Here is a 21856-nt window from a genome sequence, read left to right as displayed (position 1 = left end):
TCCGGCCGCTCATGCAGCACCTCGGCAGGCGCGCCCGGCCGTGTGCGGGGGACATCGGCACACACGCTCAAGTGCGCACGAAGGGCCACGGCAGCCCCGGACGGCCTCCGGCGAACTGCATCCGCGGGCTCACCGGACAACCACTCGTCCACACCCATCGGAAGGGACGACGGTCTTGAACGCGACCCCGGCCGCGACGCCTCCCGCAAGCTCCCGGCGAAGGTCCCCGACGCCCCTCACGACCGCCTGGGAAGACCTGGTCGCCATCGCCCTGCTGGGCACCGACCGGCGCCCCCTGTCCCATGGCGCGTCTGGCCGTGCAGCCCCCGTCGCCCTGCTCGACGCAGCCGCCGTGGCGACCGTACGGCGGCGGGCAGGAGTGCGGCCCGCCCCGCCGGCACCACGGCCGGCACGGGCCCCCGAGGACCCGCGCCCGGCGCTGCCTGCCCCGGCGGCCCGCAGATTGGCGACGCTCCTCGCAGACCGTTCCGGCGGCTCCGGCAGTGGCCGGCGGGGCAGTTCCCCAGACCTCATGGAGCTGCTCCCGCAATGGCTCGCGGCGGCCAACGCGCACGGGTACGCCGCACCGCCGCAGGCACTCCCTCCCCTGCTGGACGCAGCACGGGGCCGCACCGACCTGCGCCCGGCGGCGCTGGCGTTCGCGGGTCCGCGAGCACTGTGGCTGGCCCGGCTGAACCCGGACTGGCGCTTCGCCCTGCGCGTGGTCCCCGGCAGTACGGCGCTGCCCGGCCCGGACGACGCCGAGGCGGTGCGACGCCTCTGGCAGGAAGGGCTGTTCGCCGAACGGGTGGCTCTGCTCGGCACGCTGCGGGCCCGTAGACCTGCGTTCGGGCGGGACCTGCTGTCGTCGACCTGGTCGGCGGAACGGGCGGAGGACCGGCTGGTGTTCCTGGATTCGCTGCGCACCGGCCTGTCCACCGACGACGAGCCGTTCCTGGAACAGGCGTTGGGCGACCGCAGCCGCACCGTCCGGGCGACGGCCGCGGAGCTGCTCTCCGCGCTGCCGGACTCGGCGCTGGCCACGCGCATGGCCGTACGGGCCGCGGCGTGCGTGACACTCGACCGCACGGGGAACTCCCCGGCGATCGCGGTGGAGCCGCCGTCCGCGTGCGACTTGACCATGGAGCGGGACGGAGCGGTAGCCACGCCTCCTGCCGGCAGAGGGGAACGGTCCTGGTGGCTTGGCCAGTTGGTGGAGGCGGCGCCACTCGGCACATGGGAGGAGCGGCTCGGTGGACGGAGCGCGCGGGAGATAGTGGCGCTGCCGGTGGCCGACGGCTGGCAGGGCGAACTGCACGCCGCCTGGTGCCGCGCAGCGGTGCGCCAGGGGGACGCCACATGGTCGAGGGCACTGCTCGGTTCGCCGGCGGCACCGGACGCGGGCGGGCCGGGGGCCGTCTCCCTGGCTGAACGGGCGAAGCTGCTGACCACACTGGACCCGGCCGACCGGGCCGAGTGGGTCGCCGGATTCATCGCGACGCACGGGCTGTCGGAGGCGTTCCAGTTGCTCGGGGTGTGCGCGGTGCCCTGGGCTCCGCCGCTTGGCCGGGCGGTCGTGGACGCCCTCGACATCGCCAGGGACGCAGGCAGTTACCCATGGAGCTTCAGCGGGGTGATGGGGCTGGCGGAGCGCTGTCTGGACCCGGCGGAGGCAGCCCGGATGCAGGTACTACTGGCGGTACCGGACGAGCGGGACGATGCTGCCCCGGGTGCCGGGGGGTACTGGGCGGAGGCGTTCCAACGGCTCGTCACGACGCTGCGGTTGCGGGCGGCGATGGCGGACGAACTCGACGCGACGTCGTCCTCCCCGCCACCGTAGCCCGCGCCCAGCCGTCGCGCACGCCGAGCAGGCCGCCACCCCGGGCATCCAGCCCTCTGGGGGAGCCGCTCAGCCCCCGGAGGCAGCCGGCTGACGGACGTTCGCCTGGACCCAGGTCACGATCGACGCGGTCGTCGCCCCGGGCGTGAAGATCTCGGCGACGCCCTTCTCCTTCAACGGCGGGATGTCCTCGTCAGGGACGATGCCCCCGCCGAAGACGAGGATGTCCTCGGCGTCCCGCTCCTTGAGGAGGTCGATGACCGCGGCGAACAAGGTGTTGTGCGCACCGGAGAGGATGGACAGGCCGATCGCGTCGGCGTCCTCCTGGATCGCGGTGTCGACGATCTGTTCCGGCGTCTGATGGAGCCCGGTGTAGATGACCTCCATGCCGGCGTCGCGCAGGGCGCGCGCGATGACCTTGGCCCCGCGATCGTGGCCGTCGAGCCCCGGCTTGGCCACCACCACGCGGATCGGACCGGCTGCCACACCCATCACTTCCTCCATCACACGACCACGGAAGCGGTTGCTTCCGCACCTAACGACAAGTACCGCACTTTTGGTGCGCTCCGCCACCCGTCGCGAAGTGAACGAACGTTATCTCCAGGATCCCGCAACCGGCAGTTTTACAGTGCGCAGCGAGGGGGAAATCACACGGAGGGACATAAAGGCACACGGGGGATCGAGCCGTCCTCCGGCGTGCCGACAGGAGGTCGGCCATGAAGGTCACCGGGGTATTGCCGCTCTTTCTCCCGCTCTGTCGTCGTCTGTGGCCAGGCAAGCTGGCCGGACTTTCCGTCGCGCTGCTCAAGGCCACCGCGCTGGAAGCGGCGATCTTGGCCGGCCATCTCCTGCTGTATCCGACCGGTCTCACCCAGGAGCGCCGCGCCCACCCGGCCCTTCCCGGCGACGACCGCGCCGCTCAGTTGCCCGTCCGGCCCGAACCACCGGTCGTGCTGCTGCATGGTTTCATCGACAACCGTTCGGTGTTCGTACTGTTGCGCCGCAGCCTCGCCCAGCACGGCAGACAGTGGGTGGAATCACTCAACTACTCTCCGCTCATCTGCGACATCCGCACCGCGGCCGAGCTGCTCGACCGGCACATCGAGGAGGTCTGCGACCGAACCGGTAGCGGCAAGGTCGACATTGTGGGGCACAGCCTCGGCGGGCTGATCGCCCGCTACTACGTGCAGTGTCTCGGCGGCGATCTACGCGTGCGCACGCTCGTCACCCTGGGCACCCCGCACGGCGGGACCCGGGCGGCGCCGCTGGCCAATGCGCACCCGATCGTGCGGCAGATGCGGCCCGGCTCGGAGGTCATCGAGGAGCTGACCCAGCCCGCACCCGGCTGCCGCACCCGGTTCGTGAGCTTCTGGAGCGACCTGGACACGGTGATGGTCCCCCTGGAAACGGCCGCCCTGGACCACCCGGACCTCGATGCGGAGAACGTCCGGGTGTCCGGCATCGGACATCTCGCCCTGCCCGTACACCCCGCCGTGGCAGCTGGGGTGCGCGAGGCCCTCGATTCCACGCGTTCCCGGGAGCAGGACAGCGGCGGCCTGACGGTGGCCTAAGTGCGGCGGCAGGCGACGTTCGCCCCGGGCAAACGTCGCCCGCCGCGGCACTGGCAACGAGACCGAGCACCCCGAGACAGAGGGCGGCGGCGAGCACGACACAGCCGCCACACAGGCCACTCACCGCCACCGAATATCGAACACTCATCGAACGCAAAGCCAAACTCGCGTCCGGCGCCCCCTAAACCCTGCCGAATGCCCGTTTACGCCCCACGCGTGCCCGGCCGAAGATTGTCGCGCCCGCGTACTGCCGGGTACAGTCGCCGCACTGCTCTGGCAGCCCTGTTGTCGAGGCGAAAGAGAAGTTGGTGAACGATCGTCACCCGTCGGGGATCATGACCACCCCGGCTCCGGCTTCCGACGCCTCCACCGCGTACCACGCACCGTACGGGACCCAGGAAGCCTCCTACGGCGACCCCACCACCTGCAGCGGCTACGACACCACTGGTTTTACGGGCCACCCCACGAGCGCCTCGGCCTTCCACTCGGACCCGCTCTTCGGCGGCCTCCCGAACAGCGGGCTGGCCACCGGCTCGTACGACACCGCGCAGTGGTCGACGGGCACCGAGTCCCCGCGCCACGACTCCTACGGGTCCGAGCAGCACACCGTCTACGACGTCGGGGCCCACGCCTCGACCACCTGGACAGTCCCTGCACAGGCCACCGGAAACGACGTCAGCGGCCAGTGGGACGCCGGCACCTGGCTCCACCCCGACCAGCCCGCCGGCACCGACCCCACCCAGCAGTGGGATTGGGGCACACAGGCCTTCGACACAGGTGCTTACGACGCCACGCAGTGGAACTCCGGCAGCCAGTTCCATGCGGCGGATCCCGAGCAAAGCGCCGAACCGTTCGGGCAGCAGGCAACCGCGACTGTCGGACAGGACGGCGATCCGCAGGGGAGCGCCGTTTTCGAGCGGGCACCGTACGAGGACACCGCCTTCGGTGAACCGGTACCCGGCGAGGACGAAAGGGCTGCCACCGGTGAACTGTCCGCGGTGACCGGCCTGCCGGAGGACCGCCGGGAGGGCGCCCCCGCCCCAGCGCCCCGCGCGGGGCGATCCCGCCGCCGTACGCCTGCCAAGCGCTCCGCGTTGCTGACCATTGCCGTGCCCTCGGCCTGCGTGGTGGGGGTCACCGGAATCGCCGCGGCCTCTGTCGGCGCGCTGACCGACGACTCCAAGGACACCACCGCCTCCGCCCCGGACGCCCACGCGGTACAGCCGTCGGCCGCCAACAGCGAGTTGGACAGCCAACTCAAGACGCTCTCGGCAGGCGCTCACGACTTCGCCGACCGGGCGAGCCGCACACAGGACCGGATCGACCTCAAGGCGCAACAGGCACTGGAGAAGAAGAAGGCCGCCGCGGAAGCGGCACTCAGGGAACGGCTGCGCCCCAAGTTCGCGCTTCCGGTCACCCAGAAGGGGCTCAGCGCCTACTTCGGCCAGGCGGGCGTGAACTGGATGTCGGTGCACACCGGAATCGACTTCCCCGTCTCCTACGGCACCACCGTGATGGCTGCCACCGACGGCACTGTCAGCACGAAGTGGAACAGCGCCTACGGCAATATGATGATCGTGACGGCGAAGGACGGCACGCAGACCTGGTACTGCCACCTGTCCCATTACCGCGTGGCCTCCGGCGCGACCGTCAAAGCCGGCCAGCCGATCGCCTATTCAGGCAACTCCGGCAATTCCACCGGCCCACATCTGCACTTCGAGGTGCGGCCGGCCGGCGGAGCCGCCGTAGATCCGCTGCCGTGGCTGAGGAGCCACGGACTCGATCCCACCTAGGCCGCCACCCCGGGGCCCCGCACGGAAGACGTCCAGTGGAGTCCAGGGCCCCTGCCGGTGGACTACAGCTTCTCCACCGGGGCGTACCGGAGCAGCAGCCGCTTCGGCTTGGCGTCGCCGAAGTCGATCGTCGCCTCGGCGTTGGCACCCGTGCCCTTCACCGCGACGACCGTGCCGAGCCCGAACTGATCGTGGGTGACCCGGTCCCCGACGGCCAGCGCGACCACCGGTTTCTCGGTGGCGCGCCGTGTGGCGAACCCGGACGCCCCCGAAGCCGAGGAGCGCGAGCGGGCCGAGGACAGCGAGGCCGCGATCCCGGAGGCCGGGCCGGAGGACACCGGTGCCGCCGCCCCCGTCCGCTTCCATACCAGGTGGGCGGCCGGGATCTCTTCCAGGAAGCGTGAGGGCGGGTTGTACGACGGCTGCCCCCAGGCGCTGCGCATCGCCGAGCGCGTGAGGTAGAGCCGCTCCCGTGCCCGCGTGATGCCGACGTACGCCAGGCGCCGCTCCTCCTCCAGTTCCTTGGTCTGGCCGAGGGCTCGCATGTGCGGGAAGACGCCGTCCTCCATTCCGGTCAGGAAGACGACCGGGAACTCCAGGCCCTTGGCGGTGTGCAGGGTCATCAGTGTGATGACGCCGTCACCGTCGCCCTCGTCCGGAATCTGGTCGGAGTCGGCGACCAGGGCGACCTGCTCAAGGAAGTCGGCGAGTGTACTCTCCCGGTCTTCCCCGCGCTCCTGTTCGAACTCCAGGGCGACGGCCGCGAGCTCCTGCAGGTTCTCGATGCGGGTCTCGTCCTGCGGATCAGTAGAGGTCTGCAACTCAGCCAGGTAGCCAGTGCGTTCGAGGACCGCCTCCAGGATGGTGGCCGGCCCCGCGCCGGACTCCACGACGGTACGCAGTTCCTCCATCAGCGTGTTGAACCGCTTGACCGCGTTGGTGGAGCGCGCGGCCATGCCATATGCCTCGTCCACACGCTTGAGCGCCTGCGGGAAGCTGATCCTCTCGCGTTGGGAGAGGGCGTCGATCATCGCCTCCGCGCGCTCACCGATGCCCCGTTTGGGCACGTTGAGGATGCGGCGCAGTGGCACCGAGTCCTCGGGGTTGGCGAGGACACGCAGATAGGCGAGGACGTCCCGGACCTCCTTGCGCTCGTAGAAGCGGACCCCTCCGACCACCTTGTAGGGCAGGCCGACACGGATGAAGACCTCTTCGAAGACACGGGACTGTGCATTCGTGCGGTAGAAGACGGCGATGTCGCCCGCCCGGGCCTCGCCCGCGTCGACCAGGCGGTCTATCTCGTCTGCGACGAACTGGGCCTCGTCGTGCTCGGTGTCGGCGACGTACCCGGTGATCCGTGCGCCCTGGCCCGCGTTGGTCCACAGGTTCTTCGGGCGGCGGGACTCGTTGCGTTCGATGACCGCGTTGGCGGCGGACAGGATGGTCTGCGTGGAACGGTAGTTCTGCTCCAGCAGGATCGTCGTCGCGTTCGGGTAGTCCTCCTCGAACTGGAGGATGTTGCGGATCGTCGCACCGCGGAACGCGTAGATCGACTGGTCCGCGTCGCCCACCACGCAGAGCTCGGCGGGCGGGAGGTCGTGCTCGCTGGGGGGCGCACTCTCGTCGTGCTCGCCGGTCCCGACGAGCTCGCGAACCAGCGCGTACTGGGCGTGGTTGGTGTCCTGGTACTCATCGACCAGGACGTGCCGGAAGCGGCGACGGTAATGCTCGGCGACGTCCGGGAAGGCGCGCAGCAGGTTGACCGTCGTCATGATCAGGTCGTCGAAGTCGAGGGCGTTCGCCTCGCGCAGCCGCGACTGGTACAGGGCGTAGGCCTGGGCGAGGGTCTTCTCGAAGCCGTCGTTGGCCTGGGCGGCGAAGTCCTCCTCGTCGATCAGCTCGTTCTTCAGGTTGCTGATCTTGGCGCTGAAGGACTTGGGCGGAAAGCGCTTGGGATCGAGGTCCAGGTCGCGGCAGACCAGGGCCATCAGGCGCTTGCTGTCAGCGGCGTCGTAGATCGAGAACGACGACGTGAATCCGAGTTTCTTCGACTCCCGGCGCAGGATGCGCACACACGCGCTGTGGAAGGTCATCACCCACATCGCGCTCGCACGCGGGCCGACGAGCCGCTCGACCCGCTCCTTCATCTCGCCCGCAGCCTTGTTGGTGAAGGTGATCGCGAGGATCTGGCCCGGGTGGACATTCCGCTCGGCGAGCAGGTGGGCGATGCGATGGGTGAGCACGCGGGTCTTGCCGGAGCCTGCGCCGGCGACGATGAGCAGTGGCGAGCCGGCGTGCACGACTGCGGCACGCTGGTTCTCGTTCAGCCCCTGCAGCAGCGCCGCCGGGTCGAGCACGGGGCGCGGGGCTCCGCCGCGGTAGTGGGCGTCCCGGTCCTGCGGCACGTCGAACTTCCCGCCGAACAGATCGTCCGGAAGGGGCTCCGGAGCGTGATCGCCCTCGGGCGGTGGCGGGGGTTCCTCCTCGTGCCCGCGCGGGGGCTGGAGGTCCGCCAGGAAGCTGTCGTCAAAGAGGCTGCTCATCGCTCTACGAGTCTAGGGCGCCGCACCGACAACCGGTCGCCGTCCCCCGAACCCGGCCGGATTCCCGATGGGTCGATCTTCACCGCCCGGGCACCGATCAGCCCTTCACGCTGCGCAGGTACGTGATCACCCGTGCGCGAAACCATCCTCAGGTCACGGAAATGTATCGGACATACCGCTCACCAACCTTCACAGAAGTCACACGAGTTGGCTAAGTTGCCGTCAGGCCGCACGACCCCCTTCCGGCGAACGTCGCCGGGCCGCACGGCCTCCGCCGAGTCCGGCGCGCCCGCACGGGTGCCCGGAGCCGGGGACCCACCGATCCTGGGGTGAATCGGCCGAATCCCACCTGGGATGACGCCGTAGGGCAACCCTTCCGAAGCACCCGCCCGAACCCGACAGCTAACCCGGCAGGCGGCACATTGGAAGGAGTCGCCTCCCTTGGCGTCGCACCGCAAGACGCGCCCCGGCGGGACCCACGGAGCGGGTGTGCACACCCCCTCTCCCGCCGCTCTCGCCACCGCCACCCTCGCGTCGGTGGCCGTACTGCCCCAGCCGACCCCGGCGGCACCCGCCGGTGACGGCGGGCCCAGCCCGGAGGAGATCGAGAAGAAGATCGACGAGTTCTACCGCCGGCCCGACTCGGCGCCGGAGGGGGAAGCGGCGGCCCTGCAGCGGCCCCGGTCCGGCGAACCGCACGGGGAAGGCGCCCGGCGCGCGGGCCGGCGCACCAAGGCCCGTGACGGGCTGGGGCCCTTCGCGACCACCCAGGATTCGGCCACCGCTCTTCTCGCGGAGTACCCGCAGGATCACTTCGCCCAGAACCTGGTGATGAACCGGCTGGCCTCACGCGTGCGGGACGCCGCCGATCGGGGCAAGGCCACCAGGAGCCCGGAGACGCCGACGGCTTCGCACTACGACGTGAAGACCGCCAAGGCCGACGTCCAGCACAAGCTCGCCACCGCGCGTGAACTCCTGGGCCGCCTGGTGGCCCGGGAGCACGGACCGACGGCCGCGGCCGGACAGCGCGGTCGGGAGGATCCGGCGCCGCGGGGCCGCGCCTCCTCCGTCTCCCAGGCCACGCGGGCCGACAGGGCGGTCGTCTTCGCCCGAGCCCAAATCGGCAAGCCGTACGTCAGCGGTGCCAGCGGTCCTGGCTCCTACGACTGTTCCGGCCTCACCCAGGCCGCCTGGAAGGCCGCCGGTGTCACCCTCCCCCGTGGCGCCCGAGAGCAGGCCGCCGCGGGTACCCCGGTCTCCCCCGATGACGCGCGCGCCGGTGACCTGGTCTTCTTTCATGACGACTGCAGCCACGTGGGACTCTGCACGGGCAACGGCAGCATGATCCACGCCCCGAAGCCCGGCACGTACGTCTGCGAGGAGTCCCTCGACCACGGTGGCGAGTCGACCGTCCACCACGTGGTGCGTCCGGCCTGACCCCGCCGTCTGCACGTACCCGCGCCCATGCGCGTCGCGCGGGTACGGCAGGGTCTCCGAGCGCGCGGGGCGTCGCATCCGGTGCTCGCGGCCGGCTCGACGGCACGGGCGGGCGGCCGTGGAGTGCGCGGTCGAGTGTCAGGTCCACAGGACGGCGATGAAGATGTTCACCGTGGTCAGCAGGCCGACCAGCCCGAAGAGGCCCTTGTCGATCCGCTCCTCGTCGCGCTTCACATAGACCAGCCCGAGGATCACGATCAGCAGCGCCAGCTTCACACCAATCTTGACGGTGTTGACCGGATAGCCGTGGGCCTGGTGGAGGCCGACCAGGGCGACTCCGGTGACGAGCATGGTCAGGGCACCATGGAGCATCCCGGGGACGAACCGGGCCGTGCCCTGGCCTATCGCCTTCATCTGGGTGAGAAAACCGCCGAGTAGCGCCGCGATGCCGATGATGTGCAGGCCGACGAAGAAATGGATGAGTACGTCCATGGTGCCGGAGCCTAACCAGAGGTGCGCGGGCCGCCCTTCACCGGGCCCGCCCGGCGTCGGCATGGATCTTGCATCCATGCGCCCCTAGCACCCCACGCCTCCTGACCTCGCCACTTTCCGCATTTCGGTCACCGCACCGCGTGAAGCCGGTGCCTCCAGGCGGCTCGTGCTGTCACACAAGGTCACATCCTGATCCTTCAGAGCCAGTTCCGTACACGCGTTACCCACTCGTCACAGTGCGGCTTAGCGTCCTCCTCCAGGTGACCGGCTCCCCATCGCCGCCCGGGCCAGGGGCGGCAGTCGGACACCACCGCCGAGAAGGGCCCGGCGGCGGTCCGTTCCCCCTGTGCGGGGCGCCGCCGGGCACACCGAACGCTCGGTCGTACTAGTCCCATCCAGTCCCGTGAAAGGACGTGACGGTACAGGTGGCAGCGCACCGCAAGCCCCGGCAACGCCCGCTGGGCGGCCATACGGCCCGGACGGCCGCCACGCTCGCCCTCGCGGGCGCGGCCACCGCAACGGGCTTCGAAGGAACGGGGCACGCCGCACCACAGCTGACGCCGGCGCAGGTGAAGGCGAAGGTCGACAAGCTGTACCAGGATGCCGAGGCCGCCACCGAGAAGTACGACGGGGCCAAGGAGAAGGCGGACACGGCCCAGCGGCGGCTGAACACGCTGCGGGACGAGGCCGCCCGCAAACAGCAGAAGCTGAACTCGACCCGCGAGGCACTGGGCTCGATCGCGGCGGCGCAGTACCGGCAGGGCGGCATCGCCCCGGCCTGGCAGCTGGCCCTGTCCAGTGACCCCGACCGGTACCTGGACGGCGCCGCGTTCGCGGAGCGGGCCGGCGACCGACAGGCCGCCGCAGTGTCACGAGTGCGCACACAACTGCGAGAGGTCGAGCAGTTGCGCGGCACTGCGCGCGTCGAGCTGAAGTCGCTGCGGGCACGGCAGGCGGAGCTGAAACGGCAGAAGAAGACCATCACCAGCAAGCTCGACGAGGCGCAGAAGCTGCTCGCCCGGCTCAGTCCGCGGGAGCGGAAGGAAGTCGTCGGCGACAGCGCTACGGCCGGGCGCGCTTCCCGGGCGGCCCCGGGTGCCCGCAAGACGCTGGAGCGTGCCGGGTCGGCCACAGCTCCGGACGCGCGCGCCGCCGCGGCCATCTCCTATGCCTACGCCAAGCTCGGCAGCCCCTATGTGTGGGGCGCGACGGGTCCCAACGCCTTCGACTGCTCTGGGCTGGTGCAAGCTGCGTACCGCTCCGCCGGTGTCTCGCTACCGCGCACCACCTACGCTCAGATCAACGCGGGCCGGCGCGTCTCCCGCTCCGAACTCCAGCCGGGCGACCTGGTGTTCTTCTACTCCGGGATCAGTCACGTCGGCCTCTACATCGGCAACGGCCAGATGATCCACGCGCCGAACCCGTCGGCACCCGTGCGGCTGGCTCCGATCGACGAGATGCCGTTCGCGGGGGCGACCAGGGTGGCGTGAGGGCCGCCCCGCAGAGGTCAGACCAGCCTGCGCGCGGTCGCCCAACGGGTCAGCTCGTGACGATTGGAAAGCTGGAGCTTGCGCAGCACCGCCGAGACATGGGATTCGACCGTCTTCACCGAGATGAACAGTTGCTTGGCGATCTCCTTGTAGGCATAGCCACGGGCGATCAGACGCAGTACCTCGCGTTCCCGCTGGGTCAGTCGATCCAGGTCCTCATCCACCGGCGGAGCGTCGGTGGAGGCGAAGGCGTCGAGGACGAACCCGGCCAACCGCGGGGAGAAAACGGCGTCGCCTTCCTGAACCCGGAAGATCGAGTCGACCAGATCGGTGCCGGTGATGGTCTTGGTGACATAGCCGCGGGCGCCGCCTCGGATCACCCCGATCACGTCCTCCGCCGCGTCCGACACCGACAGTGCGAGGAAGCGCACGGGCCGTTCCGGGTCCGCCGTCAAGGCCGCGCACCGGCGCAACACCTCGACACCGCCGCCGCCCGGGAGATGGACGTCGAGGAGAACGACCTCAGGCCGGGTCGCGGTGATGACGGTGACCGCCTGATCGACGTCCCCGGCCTCACCGACCACTTCGACGCCGGTCGTCCCGGTCTGCCCGATTTCGGCCTGGACCCCGGCGCGGAACATGCGGTGGTCGTCCACGAGCACCACCCGGACGTGCCGAGCCCCCTCACCGCGGTCGGCAGGCCCGCCTGACCCGGCCGCCTCTGCCGCCTCCGCCGTGCCATTCGCCTCGGTCGCGTCGTTCATGACGTCTTCTCCGCCCTCTCCATCTCCAGCTCGACCTCCGTGCCACCGCCCGGCACCGCCCGCAGTCGGGCCGTACCACCGTTACGCTCCATGCGGCCGATGATCGATTCTCTGACGCCCATGCGGTCGGCAGGTATCGAGTCGAGGTCGAAGCCCGGGCCGCGGTCCCGCACGGACACGAAGACCGTCCTTCCCTCGACTTCTGCATAGACCTGTACGGCACCGCCCTCGCCACCGTACTTGGCCGCATTCACCATCGCCTCGCGCGCGGCCTGCATCTGCGCACCGGTCTTCTCGTCCAGCGGGCAGTCACCGACGATGACGACCTCGATGGGCACTCCGTGCTTGTCCTCCACCTCTGCCGCACTGGACCGCACCGCCTCCGCGACCGTGTCCGGCTCCTCGTCCTCGTCCTTGCCGGTGCCCTCGGGCCTGTACAGCCAGGTACGCAGGTCGCGTTCCTGGGCGCGGGCGAGGCGGCGCACCTCGTTCGGGCTCTCGGCGTTGCGCTGGATCAGGGTGAGGGTGTGCAGCACGGAGTCGTGGACGTGGGCGGCGACCTCGGCGCGTTCCTGTGCACGGATGCGCATCAGCCGTTCCTCGGACAGGTCCTGGGTCATGCGGACCAGGTAGGGGCCGGCCAGCAGGGTGATGCCGACGAGGACGGCGAGCGCGGCTTGGAGGACCGCACCGAGGTGGGCGGCCGAACCCTGCAGGACGAAGATGGCGGAAACACCTGCCGTGACGAGCAGGACCCCGCCGGCCGCACGGAGCAGGGTGAGGGTGTGACGCCGACGGCCGACCTCGGCCCAGCGGGCACGTCGGGCGTTGTCCGCCTGACGCCAGACCAGGGCGACGCCAGCCGCAACGAGCACGGCGGGCAGCAGGTAGGCCTTGGCCGCGCTGCCCAGGTTGACGCTGCCCACGAAGACCATGGCCACGACGACCATAAGGAGCAGCGCGACGATCTGGCCCCGGTCCGGCTTGCGGGCCACCAGTCTGCGGCGGCCGTCCGGCGCGGTTTCAGCGCCGACCAGCGAGGGCGGCTTCTGGTCGCCGACGCCACCGACACCGAGGGGGACGAAGAACCAGAACGCGGCGTACAGCAGTGCCCCGAGTCCGTCGGCCATGAACAGGCCGGCGAAGACGAGCCTCACCCAGACCACGGGCAACCCCAGATGCCCGGCGAGGCCCCGCGCCACTCCACCGAGCCAGCGTCCGTCGCTACTGCGGTAGAGCTTGCGCGGCGGCCGCGGGGCGTCGACTGGCAGGCTTGCGGCTTCCGGCATGTCATCGATGGTCACACGACCGGCGAGGACAGGGCATCAGGGTCGGCCCCGAGAGGCCCCTGATCTTCGGTGCAACCGGGTGGGGGGACAACCAGGCGCGGTTCCGGGCGGCCGGTGCCGTTCGAACGCTTCCCCGCGCCCTCTCAGGGCTGATTTCAGGGTTCGCCCAGGGTCGTCCCGACTGCCGTCGTGGTGGGCGGGCCGTCACCATGGACGCATGACGGATCACGAGCACGCCGCGACGGGTCCGGGACCCGGCACCGGCCCTCGCCCGGCACCGGGCACCGGACCGACGGATGCCGCGCCCGCCGCAGCGGGGAGGGCCGAAGCGGCCGGTGCGGGCACCCGTGCCAGTGCCCGCACCGGCGGTGGAGCCGGCGTGGGCAATCGCAGTGGCGACAGCCCCGGTGCCCGCGCCGGCAGCAACGCCGGTGTGCCGCACCAACCGGATGCCGCCGGGGCCCCCGACCGGTTCCTGCGCGACCGTCGGCACAAGCTGATCGCAGGTGTGTGCGCGGGCCTCGGCCGGCAGACCGACATGGATCCGGTGATCTTCCGAATCACCCTGTCCGTGTTGTCGGCGACCGGCGGCATAGGCCTCATCTTCTACGGATTCGCCTGGCTCCTGGTGCCGTACACGGACGAGGAGGAGAACGAACTCCGCAAGCTGCTGACGGGCCGGGTCGACGGCCAGGCGCTTGCCGCCGTGCTGTTCGCCCTGGTCGGCTGCGGGATCTTCCTGACCATGCTGAAGAACGGCGGAGTGCTGGCCTTCGGCGCGGTGCTCTCCCTGCTGCTGGCGGGCGCCGGGTACTGGTCGCGGCGCCGTGGCGCCCCCGGTCCCGACCCGCTCGCCGCGTCGGCCGCCGCCGACGCCCCGCCGGAAGCCCAGGCGCCGCCGGTCGTCACCTCGTACCCGTCCTGGTGGCGCGACCCAATCGTCAAGGACGGCACCCACATCGGCGGCACCGGCTATCTGTGGGGGCCCGGTGACGCCCGCGAGCGGGACCTCAGCCCGGTCGTAGACGTCGGCGTCGCCACCCCCTGGATCCACCCCGGCTCCGCGCAGCCGCCACGCACCATGCCCCAAAGACCCCGCGGGCCACGCTGGATCGGCGGCTGGGTGTTCCTGCTCGCCCTGCTGGCCGGTGGCCTGGGCACCGGGCTGACCTGGCACACGCACCCGCTGGGAACCAGCCTGCAGACGGGCCTGGCCTGCGCGCTCATGGTCTTCGGGCTGGGTGTCACGGTCAGTGCGTTCCTGGGGCGTACGGGCGCAGGGACGGTGTTCTTGGCGATCGTCACGGCGGCGCTGCTCGCCGCGGCGGCGGCCCTGCCGAAGGACATCACCACGGACTGGAGGGACGTGTCCTGGAAGCCGGCCGTGGCCTCGCAGGTACGGCCCACGTACGACCTCGGCGCCGGGCGGGGCACGCTGGACCTGAGCCGGGTGCACCCGGGCCAGGGAACGAAGGTCACGATCAGCGCTCATGTGGGGGTGGGGCGGCTCGTGGCAGTCGTGCCGGCGGACGCGACCGTGCGGATGAGCATCGAGGTGGGAATGGGCGACGTTCGCTTGCCCGGAGACAGCAGGAAGGATGTAGACGTGCGTCCGGACCGGCATGAGGTCGTGGCACTGGAGCCGGTCAAGGGTGCCAAGGACTCTGGCACGCTGGACCTCACGCTCAAAGTGGGTGTGGGACGGGTGGAGGTCAGCCGTGCTGCGTCATGAGTTCCAGCCCGGGAAACTGGTCGCCGGGCTTTCCCTCACCGCCGCCGGCGTCGTCTACGCCGGGGACGCGGGCGGTTTGTGGGAGACGCCGTGGTTCGTGATCGTCCCGCTGGTGGTGGGCGGCCTGTTCCTGGCCGGCGTCACGGCCGCCCTGGCCCGTGGGGTACGCAGAGGGGGTGGCTAGCAGTGCTGCCGCAGGCAACGTTCGCCCCGTCGCGACGCCCGGCACGCACGCTCGCCGCACCGACCGAAGGCCCACGTACATCCCGTACGAGGATGTCCGGCCAGCACGCCGAGAGCACGCACCGGACACCGCTCTTTACGGGCACACGTCACCTGCGGCGGTACTAGTGGTAGCCGCCGGCCCGCTGCCGGCGCCGTGTCCGCCAGGCCGCGTCCAGGGAAAGGAAAGGGGTGCCTGCGAGGACCAGGGGAAGCCAGGCCATCAGGTAGGCGAGATCGTTGCCGTAGTAGTAGGGAGTGGCGGTCCAGCTGACCGTCAGCCACAGGCTGAGTGAGATCAACGCGCCGCCGAGCGCAGCCAGTCGGCCGAACAGACCGAGCAGGGTGCCGATCCCGACGGCCAACTCACCCAGGGCGATGGCGTAGCCAAAACCCACTGGGCTCTTGAGGGCCACGTCGATCAGGGCCGGGAGGGCGGAGGAGTCACGGGCCGCGCGCATGGTGTCGCCGATCGAGCCGGCGCCCCCGGACGTCAGAAAGGCGCTGTTCGTGAGCTTGTCCAGGCCGGCGTAGACGAAGGTGACCCCGAGGAAGATGCGCAGCGGCAGCAGAGCGTAGTGGCCGGCGACGTCCCGCAAGCCGCGGCGGCCGGTCGGCCTGGTGGTGTACGTGTCCGCCCTCATGCCGTAAGTCATCGCTGCCAGCCGCCTCTCACCCGCCTGCCGCCCCCTCACCCGACGGTACGCACGACAAAGAGGGATCGTTCAATCCTCTCCGTATGAATCTTCGAATTTCGGTTCTTCGCACGAACCGTGGATGGCCGGATCCGGACGAGGTTCCACCGCACGAGGTGACCCGGGGATTCGACCCGCGGCAGTCGGCCCCTCCCGAAGTGAGGGGGAACCGCTGCGGGTTCCGGACGGCGATCTCCAACCGGGCGAACGCGCACGACCGCCAGTACGGCTCGGCTGGTATCGCCGACGGCACGCATCGGCCGGCACTCCGCCCTTGTTTGCCCTTCTCCGCCCGTCCCCGCACCTCTTGCCGCGTCGTTCACTCCGTCACGTGCACCGCGTACCGGTTGGTCGCGACGCCGGCCGCCGTCACCACCTGTACTTCCACCGTGCCCGGCTCCACATCGGCCGGTACAGACACGGTCAGGACGGTGTCCGTGGGGTTACGGAAGCCGCCCGTGACCGGAATCAGCGGCACGTGGACATCGACCGTGCCGATGCGGACTACCGTGCGCGAGAGCCGGTCGGCGCCGTGTGCGCCTGGCGGGACGAAGCTGGTACCGCGGATCTCGATGTCGTCGCCGGTGCGGATCGGCCCATCCAGGTCACCGGGTTCGCGGGCGCGGACCACGGAGAGGATGGCCGGTCGGCCGCCCTCCGCGTACTTGCCCGCCAGGTAGGTCGCCGCCGAGATCAGCACGATAACGCCCAGCCCCCAGGGCAGGTCGGGCAGTTGGCCCGGGCGGCGGGCGAGCCGTACGGCGGCGAACAGCAGGGCGACGGCGCTGATGACGACGTACTGGATGTCGGTGAAGGCCCCCCGGCCCGCGTCGTCGGTGAGCAGGTCGGCGGCGCGCGGCCGGTGGGCCGGAACCTTCTGCAACCGCTGGGCCAGGATGCGCAGCCCCACCACCCTGCGGACCAGGACGGCGACGCCGCACACCACGGCGAGAACGGTCACCGTGCCCACCCCGCGTGCGAGATCGAGCCCCGAGATCAGCGCGTCGCGTTCGGTGTGGCCGGACGCGGCGGCCAGCCGGCCCACCAGCAGCAGGACGGTGTAGGCGACGAAGAGCACCCAACAGGCGGCCACCGTACGGGATGTGGACATCCGGTTGTCCTCACCGATCACCGGGGCGAGTACACCGCCGCGGGCCCGATGGAGCCGGCAGGCGGCGGTCAGCGTGCCGGCGACGGCCAGCGCCGCGAGCAGCGCCGCGGTACGGGCCCCGGTCCAGCCCGCGCCGATCGCGGTGAGCGCCTCGACCAGCAGCAGGACGATGACCGCGCCCCACACCGCGCACACCGTCCACAGCCACAGGCGCGCGAGCCATGCCTCGCCCTCGACCCGACCTCGTTCGGCGACCGTCTCCGCACACTGGGTCAACTCCTCGGAGATCCACTGGCGGGACGCGGAAGCCGAGTGCGCCACGGCCGTTGGCAGCCCCTGCCCGGCCGCGAACTCGTCGCGTCGCCGCAGGAAGGCCGCGACGGCCCGCCGGTGTCCTTCGCGGGCACCGTGCGGACAATCCCCGCAGGTGCAGCCGCCCTGGTGGGTCCTCTCGGGGCCCGCGCCCCCTCTCGCCTCCTGCACCGCCACGCCCGACGCCCGCCTTCCCCACGACCTGTCCGGCACGGCCGCCGACGCGCGATGCGCGCCACGGCCCTGCTCCACCCCTTGCGACGACAGCGAATTGTGCCCTACCCGCGGCCATTCGACATCGCCGGGCCGACCCCTATGGGTGAACCTCGGGCCGTCGTGTTGACCCGGCTGCGAGATACCTCCGTACGGCCGAGATCATCCAACGGGACGGCCCTGGGCACCGGCTGCCGGACACAGCCGACCCCTACCGGCTGACGGGAGCACGTGGACCGTCTTGGGGTCGCGGAGTACGCACCGGGCCGGAGTACTCACGGACGAGGAGTGCGCGATGCCGACTGCGGCCGTGCTCAGAGGTTCAGCTGAGCAGGTCGGGTTCGCTGCGGCTGATGTCCTGCCACAGCGGTTGGTAGTTGATCCAGGCCACCAAGTCGCCGCCGAGCTGTTCCCGGGTCGCCACCGCCGGTTTGTGGTCGATGAGGACCGGGCGCCCCGCCGCCCGGGCCATCAGCTGCACCTGGCAGGACCGCTCCAGGGACAGGAACCACCAGGCGGCCGCGTCCACCGAATTCCCGACGGTGAGCAGCCCGTGGTTGCGCAGCACGAGCGCTTTGCGTGAGCCGAGCGCGGCGGCGATGCGGCGGCCCTCCTCGGCATCGACGGTGACGCCGCTGTAGGCGTCGTACAGCGCCAGGTCCTCGTAGAAGGCGCAACTCTCCTGAGTGATGGGGTCGATCAGCTCACCGAGAGCGGCGAGGGCGCGCCCGTGCACGGAGTGGCAGTGCGCGACGGCGACGACGTCTGGGCGGACGGCGTGGACCTGGGCGTGCACGGTGAACGCGGCCTGGTTGACGTGGAAGCGCCCCTCGATGACCTGCCCGTCCTGGTTGGCGAGGACGAGGTCGCTGACGGTGACGTGCCGGAACGGCATCCCGAACGGGTTGACCCAGAAGCAGTCGGTGAACTCGGGGTCGCGAGCCGTGATGTGTCCGGACACCCCGTCCTCGAATCCGGCCCGCCCGAAGATCCGCAGGGCTCCCGCGAGCCGTTCCTTGCGGTGCCGGCGTTCGTCCTCGACCGAATCGTGCATCGGGGGCATGGCGAACTGCAGCTGGTCCGTGGGCAGCGGCAGGGGCGGGATGGGTCCGTGCATAGGTCCTCCAGTGGGGGGATTGCCGTACGGGCCGGAAGTTACCGCCGGTCAGCACAAAAGGGCAGAGCTGTTCCATAAAGATGACGTACACAGCGAATACCCGACATGCTCTGTCGGGTTTCTCGGCGAGACTGGCGTGCATGACGCGTGTGAACTGGGCGGCCTTCACCGCCGCCGAACCTCGACTGGCGAAGATCACCGAGGAGCGTTTCGGTGCGTTCCGCCACCACGTCCTCGCCACGCTGCGCGGGGACGGCTCCCCGCGTACTTCGGGCCTGGAGGCCGACTTTCGCGCCGGCGAACTGTGGCTCGGCATGATGGACGGCTCCCGCAAGTCCCTCGACCTGCGTCGCGACCCACGCTTCGCGCTGCAAACGAATCCCGGCGCCGGCACGGACATGGCGGGCGGGGACGTGCGGATCGCTGGGCGGGCGTATGAGGTCGAAAGCGGGGAGAGCAGGGACCGCTACGTGGAAGAGGTGGAACCGCCGCAGCCGTTCCACCTCTTCCGCACCGAACTGACGGAGGTCGTGCGGACCTATGTCGAGGACGACAGGTTCCTCGTCATCGAGGTCTGGAAGCCCGGGGAGCCGGTGCGTACGCTCCGCCGGACCTGAGTCCCGGAGTGCAGGCCCCGGCTCACTCCCACTCGATGGTGCCCGGGGGCTTCGAGGTGACGTCGAGCACGACCCGGTTGACGTCCCGGACCTCGTTGGTGATCCGGGTCGAGATGCGAGACAGGACGTCGTACGGCAGCCGGGACCAGTCTGCGGTCATGGCGTCCTCGGAGGAGACCGGGCGCAGCACGATCGGGTGTCCGTAGGTGCGGCCGTCGCCCTGGACGCCGACGGAACGGACGTCCGCGAGCAGGACCACCGGGCACTGCCAGATCTCGCGGTCCAGGCCGGCCGCGGACAGTTCCTCGCGGGCGATGGCGTCGGCCTCGCGCAGCAGGTCCAGGCGCTCCTTGGTGACCTCGCCGACGATGCGGATGCCGAGGCCCGGGCCCGGGAACGGCTGGCGCTGGACGATCTCCTCCGGCAGGCCCAGCTCCTGGCCGACCATCCGGACCTCGTCCTTGAACAGCTTGCGCAGCGGCTCGATCAGCTTGAACTCAAGGTCCTCGGGCAGGCCGCCGACGTTGTGGTGCGACTTGATGTTCGCGGTGCCGGTGCCGCCGCCGGACTCGACGACGTCGGGGTAGAGGGTGCCCTGGACCAGGAACTCCACGGCCGGTCCCTCGTCGGCGATGATCTCGGCCTGCGCCTGTTCGAAGACGCGGATGAACTCACGGCCGATGATCTTGCGCTTCTCCTCGGGGTCGGAGACGCCCTTGAGCGCGGTAAGGAAGCGCTCCTCCGCGTCCACGACCTTCAACTGAACGCCGGTGGCTGCGACGAAGTCCTTCTCGACCTGCTCGGTCTCGCCCTTGCGCATCAGTCCGTGGTCGACGTACACGCAGGTCAGCTGGGAGCCGATGGCCTTCTGCACCAGTGCGGCGGCGACGGCGGAGTCCACACCCCCGGACAGGCCGCAGATCGCCCGCTTGTCACCGACGCGTTCGCGGATCGCGGTGACCTGCTCCTCGATCACATTGCCGGTGGTCCAGTTCGGCTTCAGTCCCGCACCGCGGTACAGGAAGTGCTCCAGCACCTGCTGGCCGTGTGTGGAGTGCATGACCTCGGGGTGGTACTGGACGCCGTAGAGCTTCTTCTCGTCGTTCTCGAACGCGGCGACCGGAACGACGTCCGTGGACGCGCTGACCGTGAAGCCCTCGGGGGCCGCGGAGCAGGCGTCGCCGTGCGACATCCACACGGCCTGTTCGGCCGGGGTGCCCTCGAAGAGGGTGGTGGACGTCCGGGAGACGTGCAGGTCGGTACGGCCGTACTCGCGGGCTCCGGTGTTGTCGACGGTGCCGCCGAGGCTCTGCGCCATGAGCTGGAAGCCGTAGCACATGCCGAAGACCGGCACGCCGGCCTCGAAGAGGGCGCGGTCGACGGTGGGGGCACCTTCCTCGTACACCGAGGAGGGGCCGCCGGAGAGGACGATCGCCGCGGGGTTCTTGGCGAGCATCTCCTGGACCGGCATGGAGCTCGGCACGATCTCGCTGTAGACCCGCGCCTCGCGGACACGACGGGCGATGAGCTGGGCGTACTGCGCACCGAAGTCGACGACCAGGACGGTGTCGGGGGCGGCGGCAGACTGGGTCGCTGATGACACGGGGTGCCTTCCGGCGGTTGGGCGGGGGTCTGTGGGTCCGATTCTAACGGGGTGGGCCCGAGAGTCCCGACCGCGTCTGAGGGGGCCGTGGCATACTGGCCGCATGCTCGCGCAGACGACCTTCCTCTTTACCTATGGCATCCGGCCCGCCGGCTGCCATGGTCGTGCCGCTTGAGCGAACCGCCGAGCGACTTACCAGGCGCCCCGGGCCGACAAGGCCCGGGGCGCCTGTCGTTCACCGGGTTCTGCCGTCCCGGGGCATCCACCCTTCCCGATCGAGGAGCCCCGACATGACCACCGCGACCCCGAAGAGCACGACGACGTCGGAGACGGCACCGGAGGCCGCCGCAACCACCGAAGCGGCCATCGCGGACGCCCGCGAACGCATCGACGCGCTGGACGACCGGATTATCGGTCTCATCCAGGAGCGGGCGGCCGTCTCCGCCGTGATCCAGGAGACCCGCATCACGTCCGGTGGACGGCGGGTGCACCTGTCCCGGGAGATGGAGATCCTCACCCGTTACCGTGCTGCCCTCGGCAAGCCGGGCACCGCCCTCGCCATGACGCTGCTGGAGGTGTGCCGGGGTCGCATCTGAGTTCGGTCCGGCTCTCACCCATACGGCGCGTGACCGGCCCGCGCACCGCCTCGTTGAGCGGGGTGTCCGTGCCAGCCAGGGGCGGGCCCGAAGAACCACGCGTGGCTCGCTGGAGCGATGAGACGTACGGGTCGTGCCGTACGTCGTGGGACCTCGCTCCGGAAAGTGACCGGACGGCAGGGGACAGCAGCCCGGTCACCCAAGAGAACGATCGGCCCCGGGGACGCTCGGGGCCGATCGGCGGAAAACTCCATAAGAGCACCGGTGCCCGCCAAACCATTGCGGACACCCCGTTCCCCCAGCACGATGCGCAGAAGCCCCCGAGTCCCTCCGCGCACAAGACGGCACAGCCGTATCACTCGCCGGCCAGCGGCCGACAGCACAGAGCTTGTGGCGCCCCCGGCGCCGCTCCGAGGCAC

The 21856-nt window shown here is 70.5% G+C and carries 18 protein-coding genes and 1 riboswitch; of the genes, 9 read left to right on the top strand and 9 right to left on the bottom strand.

Going from position 1 to position 21856, the window contains the following annotated elements; translation table 11 throughout:
• Positions 1 to 175 precede the first annotated feature (175 nt).
• Positions 176 to 1840, top strand: a complete 1665-nt coding sequence (locus LK06_RS20305; RefSeq protein ID WP_374208084.1) for a DUF5691 domain-containing protein — start codon at positions 176 to 178, stop codon at positions 1838 to 1840.
• A gap of 69 nt (positions 1841 to 1909) precedes the next feature.
• Here the strand turns inward: LK06_RS20305 and icmB are convergent, their stop codons facing one another.
• Positions 1910 to 2332: a coenzyme B12-dependent isobutyryl CoA mutase small subunit gene (gene icmB / locus LK06_RS20300; protein WP_039652816.1), complete on the bottom strand. Its 423-nt coding sequence runs from the start codon at positions 2330 to 2332 to the stop codon at positions 1910 to 1912.
• Between the two features lie 224 nt (positions 2333 to 2556).
• Between icmB and LK06_RS20295 the strand changes: the two genes are divergently transcribed.
• Positions 2557 to 3411 (top strand): esterase/lipase family protein, encoded by an 855-nt coding sequence (locus tag LK06_RS20295; RefSeq protein ID WP_039652814.1) that lies wholly within the window; start codon positions 2557 to 2559, stop codon positions 3409 to 3411.
• A 308-nt stretch (positions 3412 to 3719) separates the two neighbouring features.
• Positions 3720 to 5204 carry a M23 family metallopeptidase gene (locus tag LK06_RS20290; protein ID WP_039652812.1) on the top strand — a complete coding sequence of 495 codons (1485 nt, stop codon included), beginning with the start codon at positions 3720 to 3722 and terminating at the stop codon, positions 5202 to 5204.
• A 62-nt stretch (positions 5205 to 5266) separates the two neighbouring features.
• Here the strand turns inward: LK06_RS20290 and pcrA are convergent, their stop codons facing one another.
• A complete protein-coding gene (pcrA, locus tag LK06_RS20285) occupies positions 5267 to 7747 on the bottom strand; it encodes a DNA helicase PcrA (protein WP_043433844.1) in 2481 nt (826 codons plus the stop codon).
• 262 nt (positions 7748 to 8009) lie between these two features.
• Positions 8010 to 8180: riboswitch (cyclic di-AMP (ydaO/yuaA leader) on the top strand.
• Positions 8181 to 8236: 56 nt separating this feature from the next.
• Here pcrA and LK06_RS20280 point away from each other — a divergent pair.
• On the top strand, positions 8237 to 9184 hold the full coding sequence (locus tag LK06_RS20280) for a C40 family peptidase (protein ID WP_052318944.1): 948 nt from the start codon (positions 8237 to 8239) through the stop codon (positions 9182 to 9184).
• A gap of 138 nt (positions 9185 to 9322) precedes the next feature.
• Here the strand turns inward: LK06_RS20280 and LK06_RS20275 are convergent, their stop codons facing one another.
• Complete coding sequence (locus LK06_RS20275) at positions 9323 to 9676, bottom strand: hypothetical protein (protein ID WP_039652807.1); 354 nt, start codon at positions 9674 to 9676, stop codon at positions 9323 to 9325.
• Between the two features lie 425 nt (positions 9677 to 10101).
• On the opposite strand from LK06_RS20275, the gene LK06_RS20270 reads away from it, so the two are divergent.
• The gene (locus LK06_RS20270) at positions 10102 to 11166 is read left to right on the top strand and encodes a C40 family peptidase (protein ID WP_039653185.1); all 1065 of its coding nucleotides are present in this window, start codon (positions 10102 to 10104) and stop codon (positions 11164 to 11166) included.
• Between the two features lie 17 nt (positions 11167 to 11183).
• Here LK06_RS20270 and LK06_RS20265 read toward each other — a convergent pair whose 3' ends face one another.
• Together LK06_RS20265 and LK06_RS20260 are read right to left on the bottom strand one after the other, a co-directional pair.
• Positions 11184 to 11930 (bottom strand): LuxR C-terminal-related transcriptional regulator, encoded by a 747-nt coding sequence (locus tag LK06_RS20265; RefSeq protein WP_039652805.1) that lies wholly within the window; start codon positions 11928 to 11930, stop codon positions 11184 to 11186.
• Positions 11927 to 13219, bottom strand: a complete 1293-nt coding sequence (locus LK06_RS20260) for an ATP-binding protein (protein WP_039653183.1) — start codon at positions 13217 to 13219, stop codon at positions 11927 to 11929. The genes LK06_RS20265 and LK06_RS20260 overlap by 4 nt, the downstream gene beginning before the upstream one ends.
• A gap of 217 nt (positions 13220 to 13436) precedes the next feature.
• Between LK06_RS20260 and LK06_RS20255 the strand changes: the two genes are divergently transcribed.
• Positions 13437 to 14951, top strand: coding sequence for a PspC domain-containing protein (locus LK06_RS20255; protein WP_039652803.1), 1515 nt, complete (start codon positions 13437 to 13439; stop codon positions 14949 to 14951).
• The gene (locus LK06_RS20250) at positions 14938 to 15135 is read left to right on the top strand and encodes a hypothetical protein (RefSeq protein WP_039652802.1); all 198 of its coding nucleotides are present in this window, start codon (positions 14938 to 14940) and stop codon (positions 15133 to 15135) included. Before LK06_RS20255 ends, LK06_RS20250 begins: the two co-directional genes overlap by 14 nt.
• A gap of 163 nt (positions 15136 to 15298) precedes the next feature.
• Here LK06_RS20250 and LK06_RS20245 read toward each other — a convergent pair whose 3' ends face one another.
• The 3 genes from LK06_RS20245 to LK06_RS20235 form a co-directional block, all read right to left on the bottom strand.
• Positions 15299 to 15829, bottom strand: coding sequence for a DoxX family protein (locus tag LK06_RS20245; RefSeq protein ID WP_039652800.1), 531 nt, complete (start codon positions 15827 to 15829; stop codon positions 15299 to 15301).
• Positions 15830 to 16187: 358 nt separating this feature from the next.
• Entirely contained in the window at positions 16188 to 17468 is a 1281-nt protein-coding gene (locus tag LK06_RS20240) for a hypothetical protein (protein ID WP_039652798.1), read from the bottom strand.
• Between the two features lie 358 nt (positions 17469 to 17826).
• Positions 17827 to 18621, bottom strand: coding sequence for a class II aldolase/adducin family protein (locus tag LK06_RS20235; protein WP_039652797.1), 795 nt, complete (start codon positions 18619 to 18621; stop codon positions 17827 to 17829).
• A 140-nt stretch (positions 18622 to 18761) separates the two neighbouring features.
• Here LK06_RS20235 and LK06_RS20230 point away from each other — a divergent pair, with 140 nt between their 5' ends.
• On the top strand, positions 18762 to 19238 hold the full coding sequence (locus LK06_RS20230; RefSeq protein ID WP_174673906.1) for a pyridoxamine 5'-phosphate oxidase family protein: 477 nt from the start codon (positions 18762 to 18764) through the stop codon (positions 19236 to 19238).
• Positions 19239 to 19260: 22 nt separating this feature from the next.
• Here the strand turns inward: LK06_RS20230 and guaA are convergent, their stop codons facing one another.
• Complete coding sequence (gene guaA / locus LK06_RS20225) at positions 19261 to 20841, bottom strand: glutamine-hydrolyzing GMP synthase (RefSeq protein WP_039652793.1); 1581 nt, start codon at positions 20839 to 20841, stop codon at positions 19261 to 19263.
• A gap of 290 nt (positions 20842 to 21131) precedes the next feature.
• On the opposite strand from guaA, the gene LK06_RS20220 reads away from it, so the two are divergent.
• Positions 21132 to 21437 carry a chorismate mutase gene (locus LK06_RS20220; protein ID WP_039652792.1) on the top strand — a complete coding sequence of 102 codons (306 nt, stop codon included), beginning with the start codon at positions 21132 to 21134 and terminating at the stop codon, positions 21435 to 21437.
• Positions 21438 to 21856: the final 419 nt, after the last annotated feature.

It is taken from the genome of Streptomyces pluripotens (genome assembly GCF_000802245.2).
GTDB classification, from domain to species: Bacteria; Actinomycetota; Actinomycetes; order Streptomycetales; family Streptomycetaceae; genus Streptomyces; species Streptomyces pluripotens.
Note: the sequence above shows the minus strand (reverse complement) of the source record. Positions and strands in the feature narration are given on the sequence as shown.

What these genes read in the sequence shown, in the direction of transcription:
- icmB (WP_039652816.1), bottom strand. Translation starts at nt 2,332, where the DNA reads ATGGGTGTGGCAGCCGGTCCGATCCGCGTGGTGGTGGCCAAGCCGGGG.
- LK06_RS20295 (WP_039652814.1), top strand. Translation starts at nt 2,557, where the DNA reads ATGAAGGTCACCGGGGTATTGCCGCTCTTTCTCCCGCTCTGTCGTCGT.
- pcrA (WP_043433844.1), bottom strand. Translation starts at nt 7,747, where the DNA reads ATGAGCAGCCTCTTTGACGACAGCTTCCTGGCGGACCTCCAGCCCCCG.
- LK06_RS20275 (WP_039652807.1), bottom strand. Translation starts at nt 9,676, where the DNA reads ATGGACGTACTCATCCATTTCTTCGTCGGCCTGCACATCATCGGCATC.
- LK06_RS20265 (WP_039652805.1), bottom strand. Translation starts at nt 11,930, where the DNA reads ATGAACGACGCGACCGAGGCGAATGGCACGGCGGAGGCGGCAGAGGCG.
- LK06_RS20260 (WP_039653183.1), bottom strand. Translation starts at nt 13,219, where the DNA reads ATGCCGGAAGCCGCAAGCCTGCCAGTCGACGCCCCGCGGCCGCCGCGC.
- LK06_RS20255 (WP_039652803.1), top strand. Translation starts at nt 13,437, where the DNA reads ATGACGGATCACGAGCACGCCGCGACGGGTCCGGGACCCGGCACCGGC.
- LK06_RS20245 (WP_039652800.1), bottom strand. Translation starts at nt 15,829, where the DNA reads ATGACTTACGGCATGAGGGCGGACACGTACACCACCAGGCCGACCGGC.
- LK06_RS20235 (WP_039652797.1), bottom strand. Translation starts at nt 18,621, where the DNA reads ATGCACGGACCCATCCCGCCCCTGCCGCTGCCCACGGACCAGCTGCAG.
- LK06_RS20230 (WP_174673906.1), top strand. Translation starts at nt 18,762, where the DNA reads ATGACGCGTGTGAACTGGGCGGCCTTCACCGCCGCCGAACCTCGACTG.
- LK06_RS20220 (WP_039652792.1), top strand. Translation starts at nt 21,132, where the DNA reads ATGACCACCGCGACCCCGAAGAGCACGACGACGTCGGAGACGGCACCG.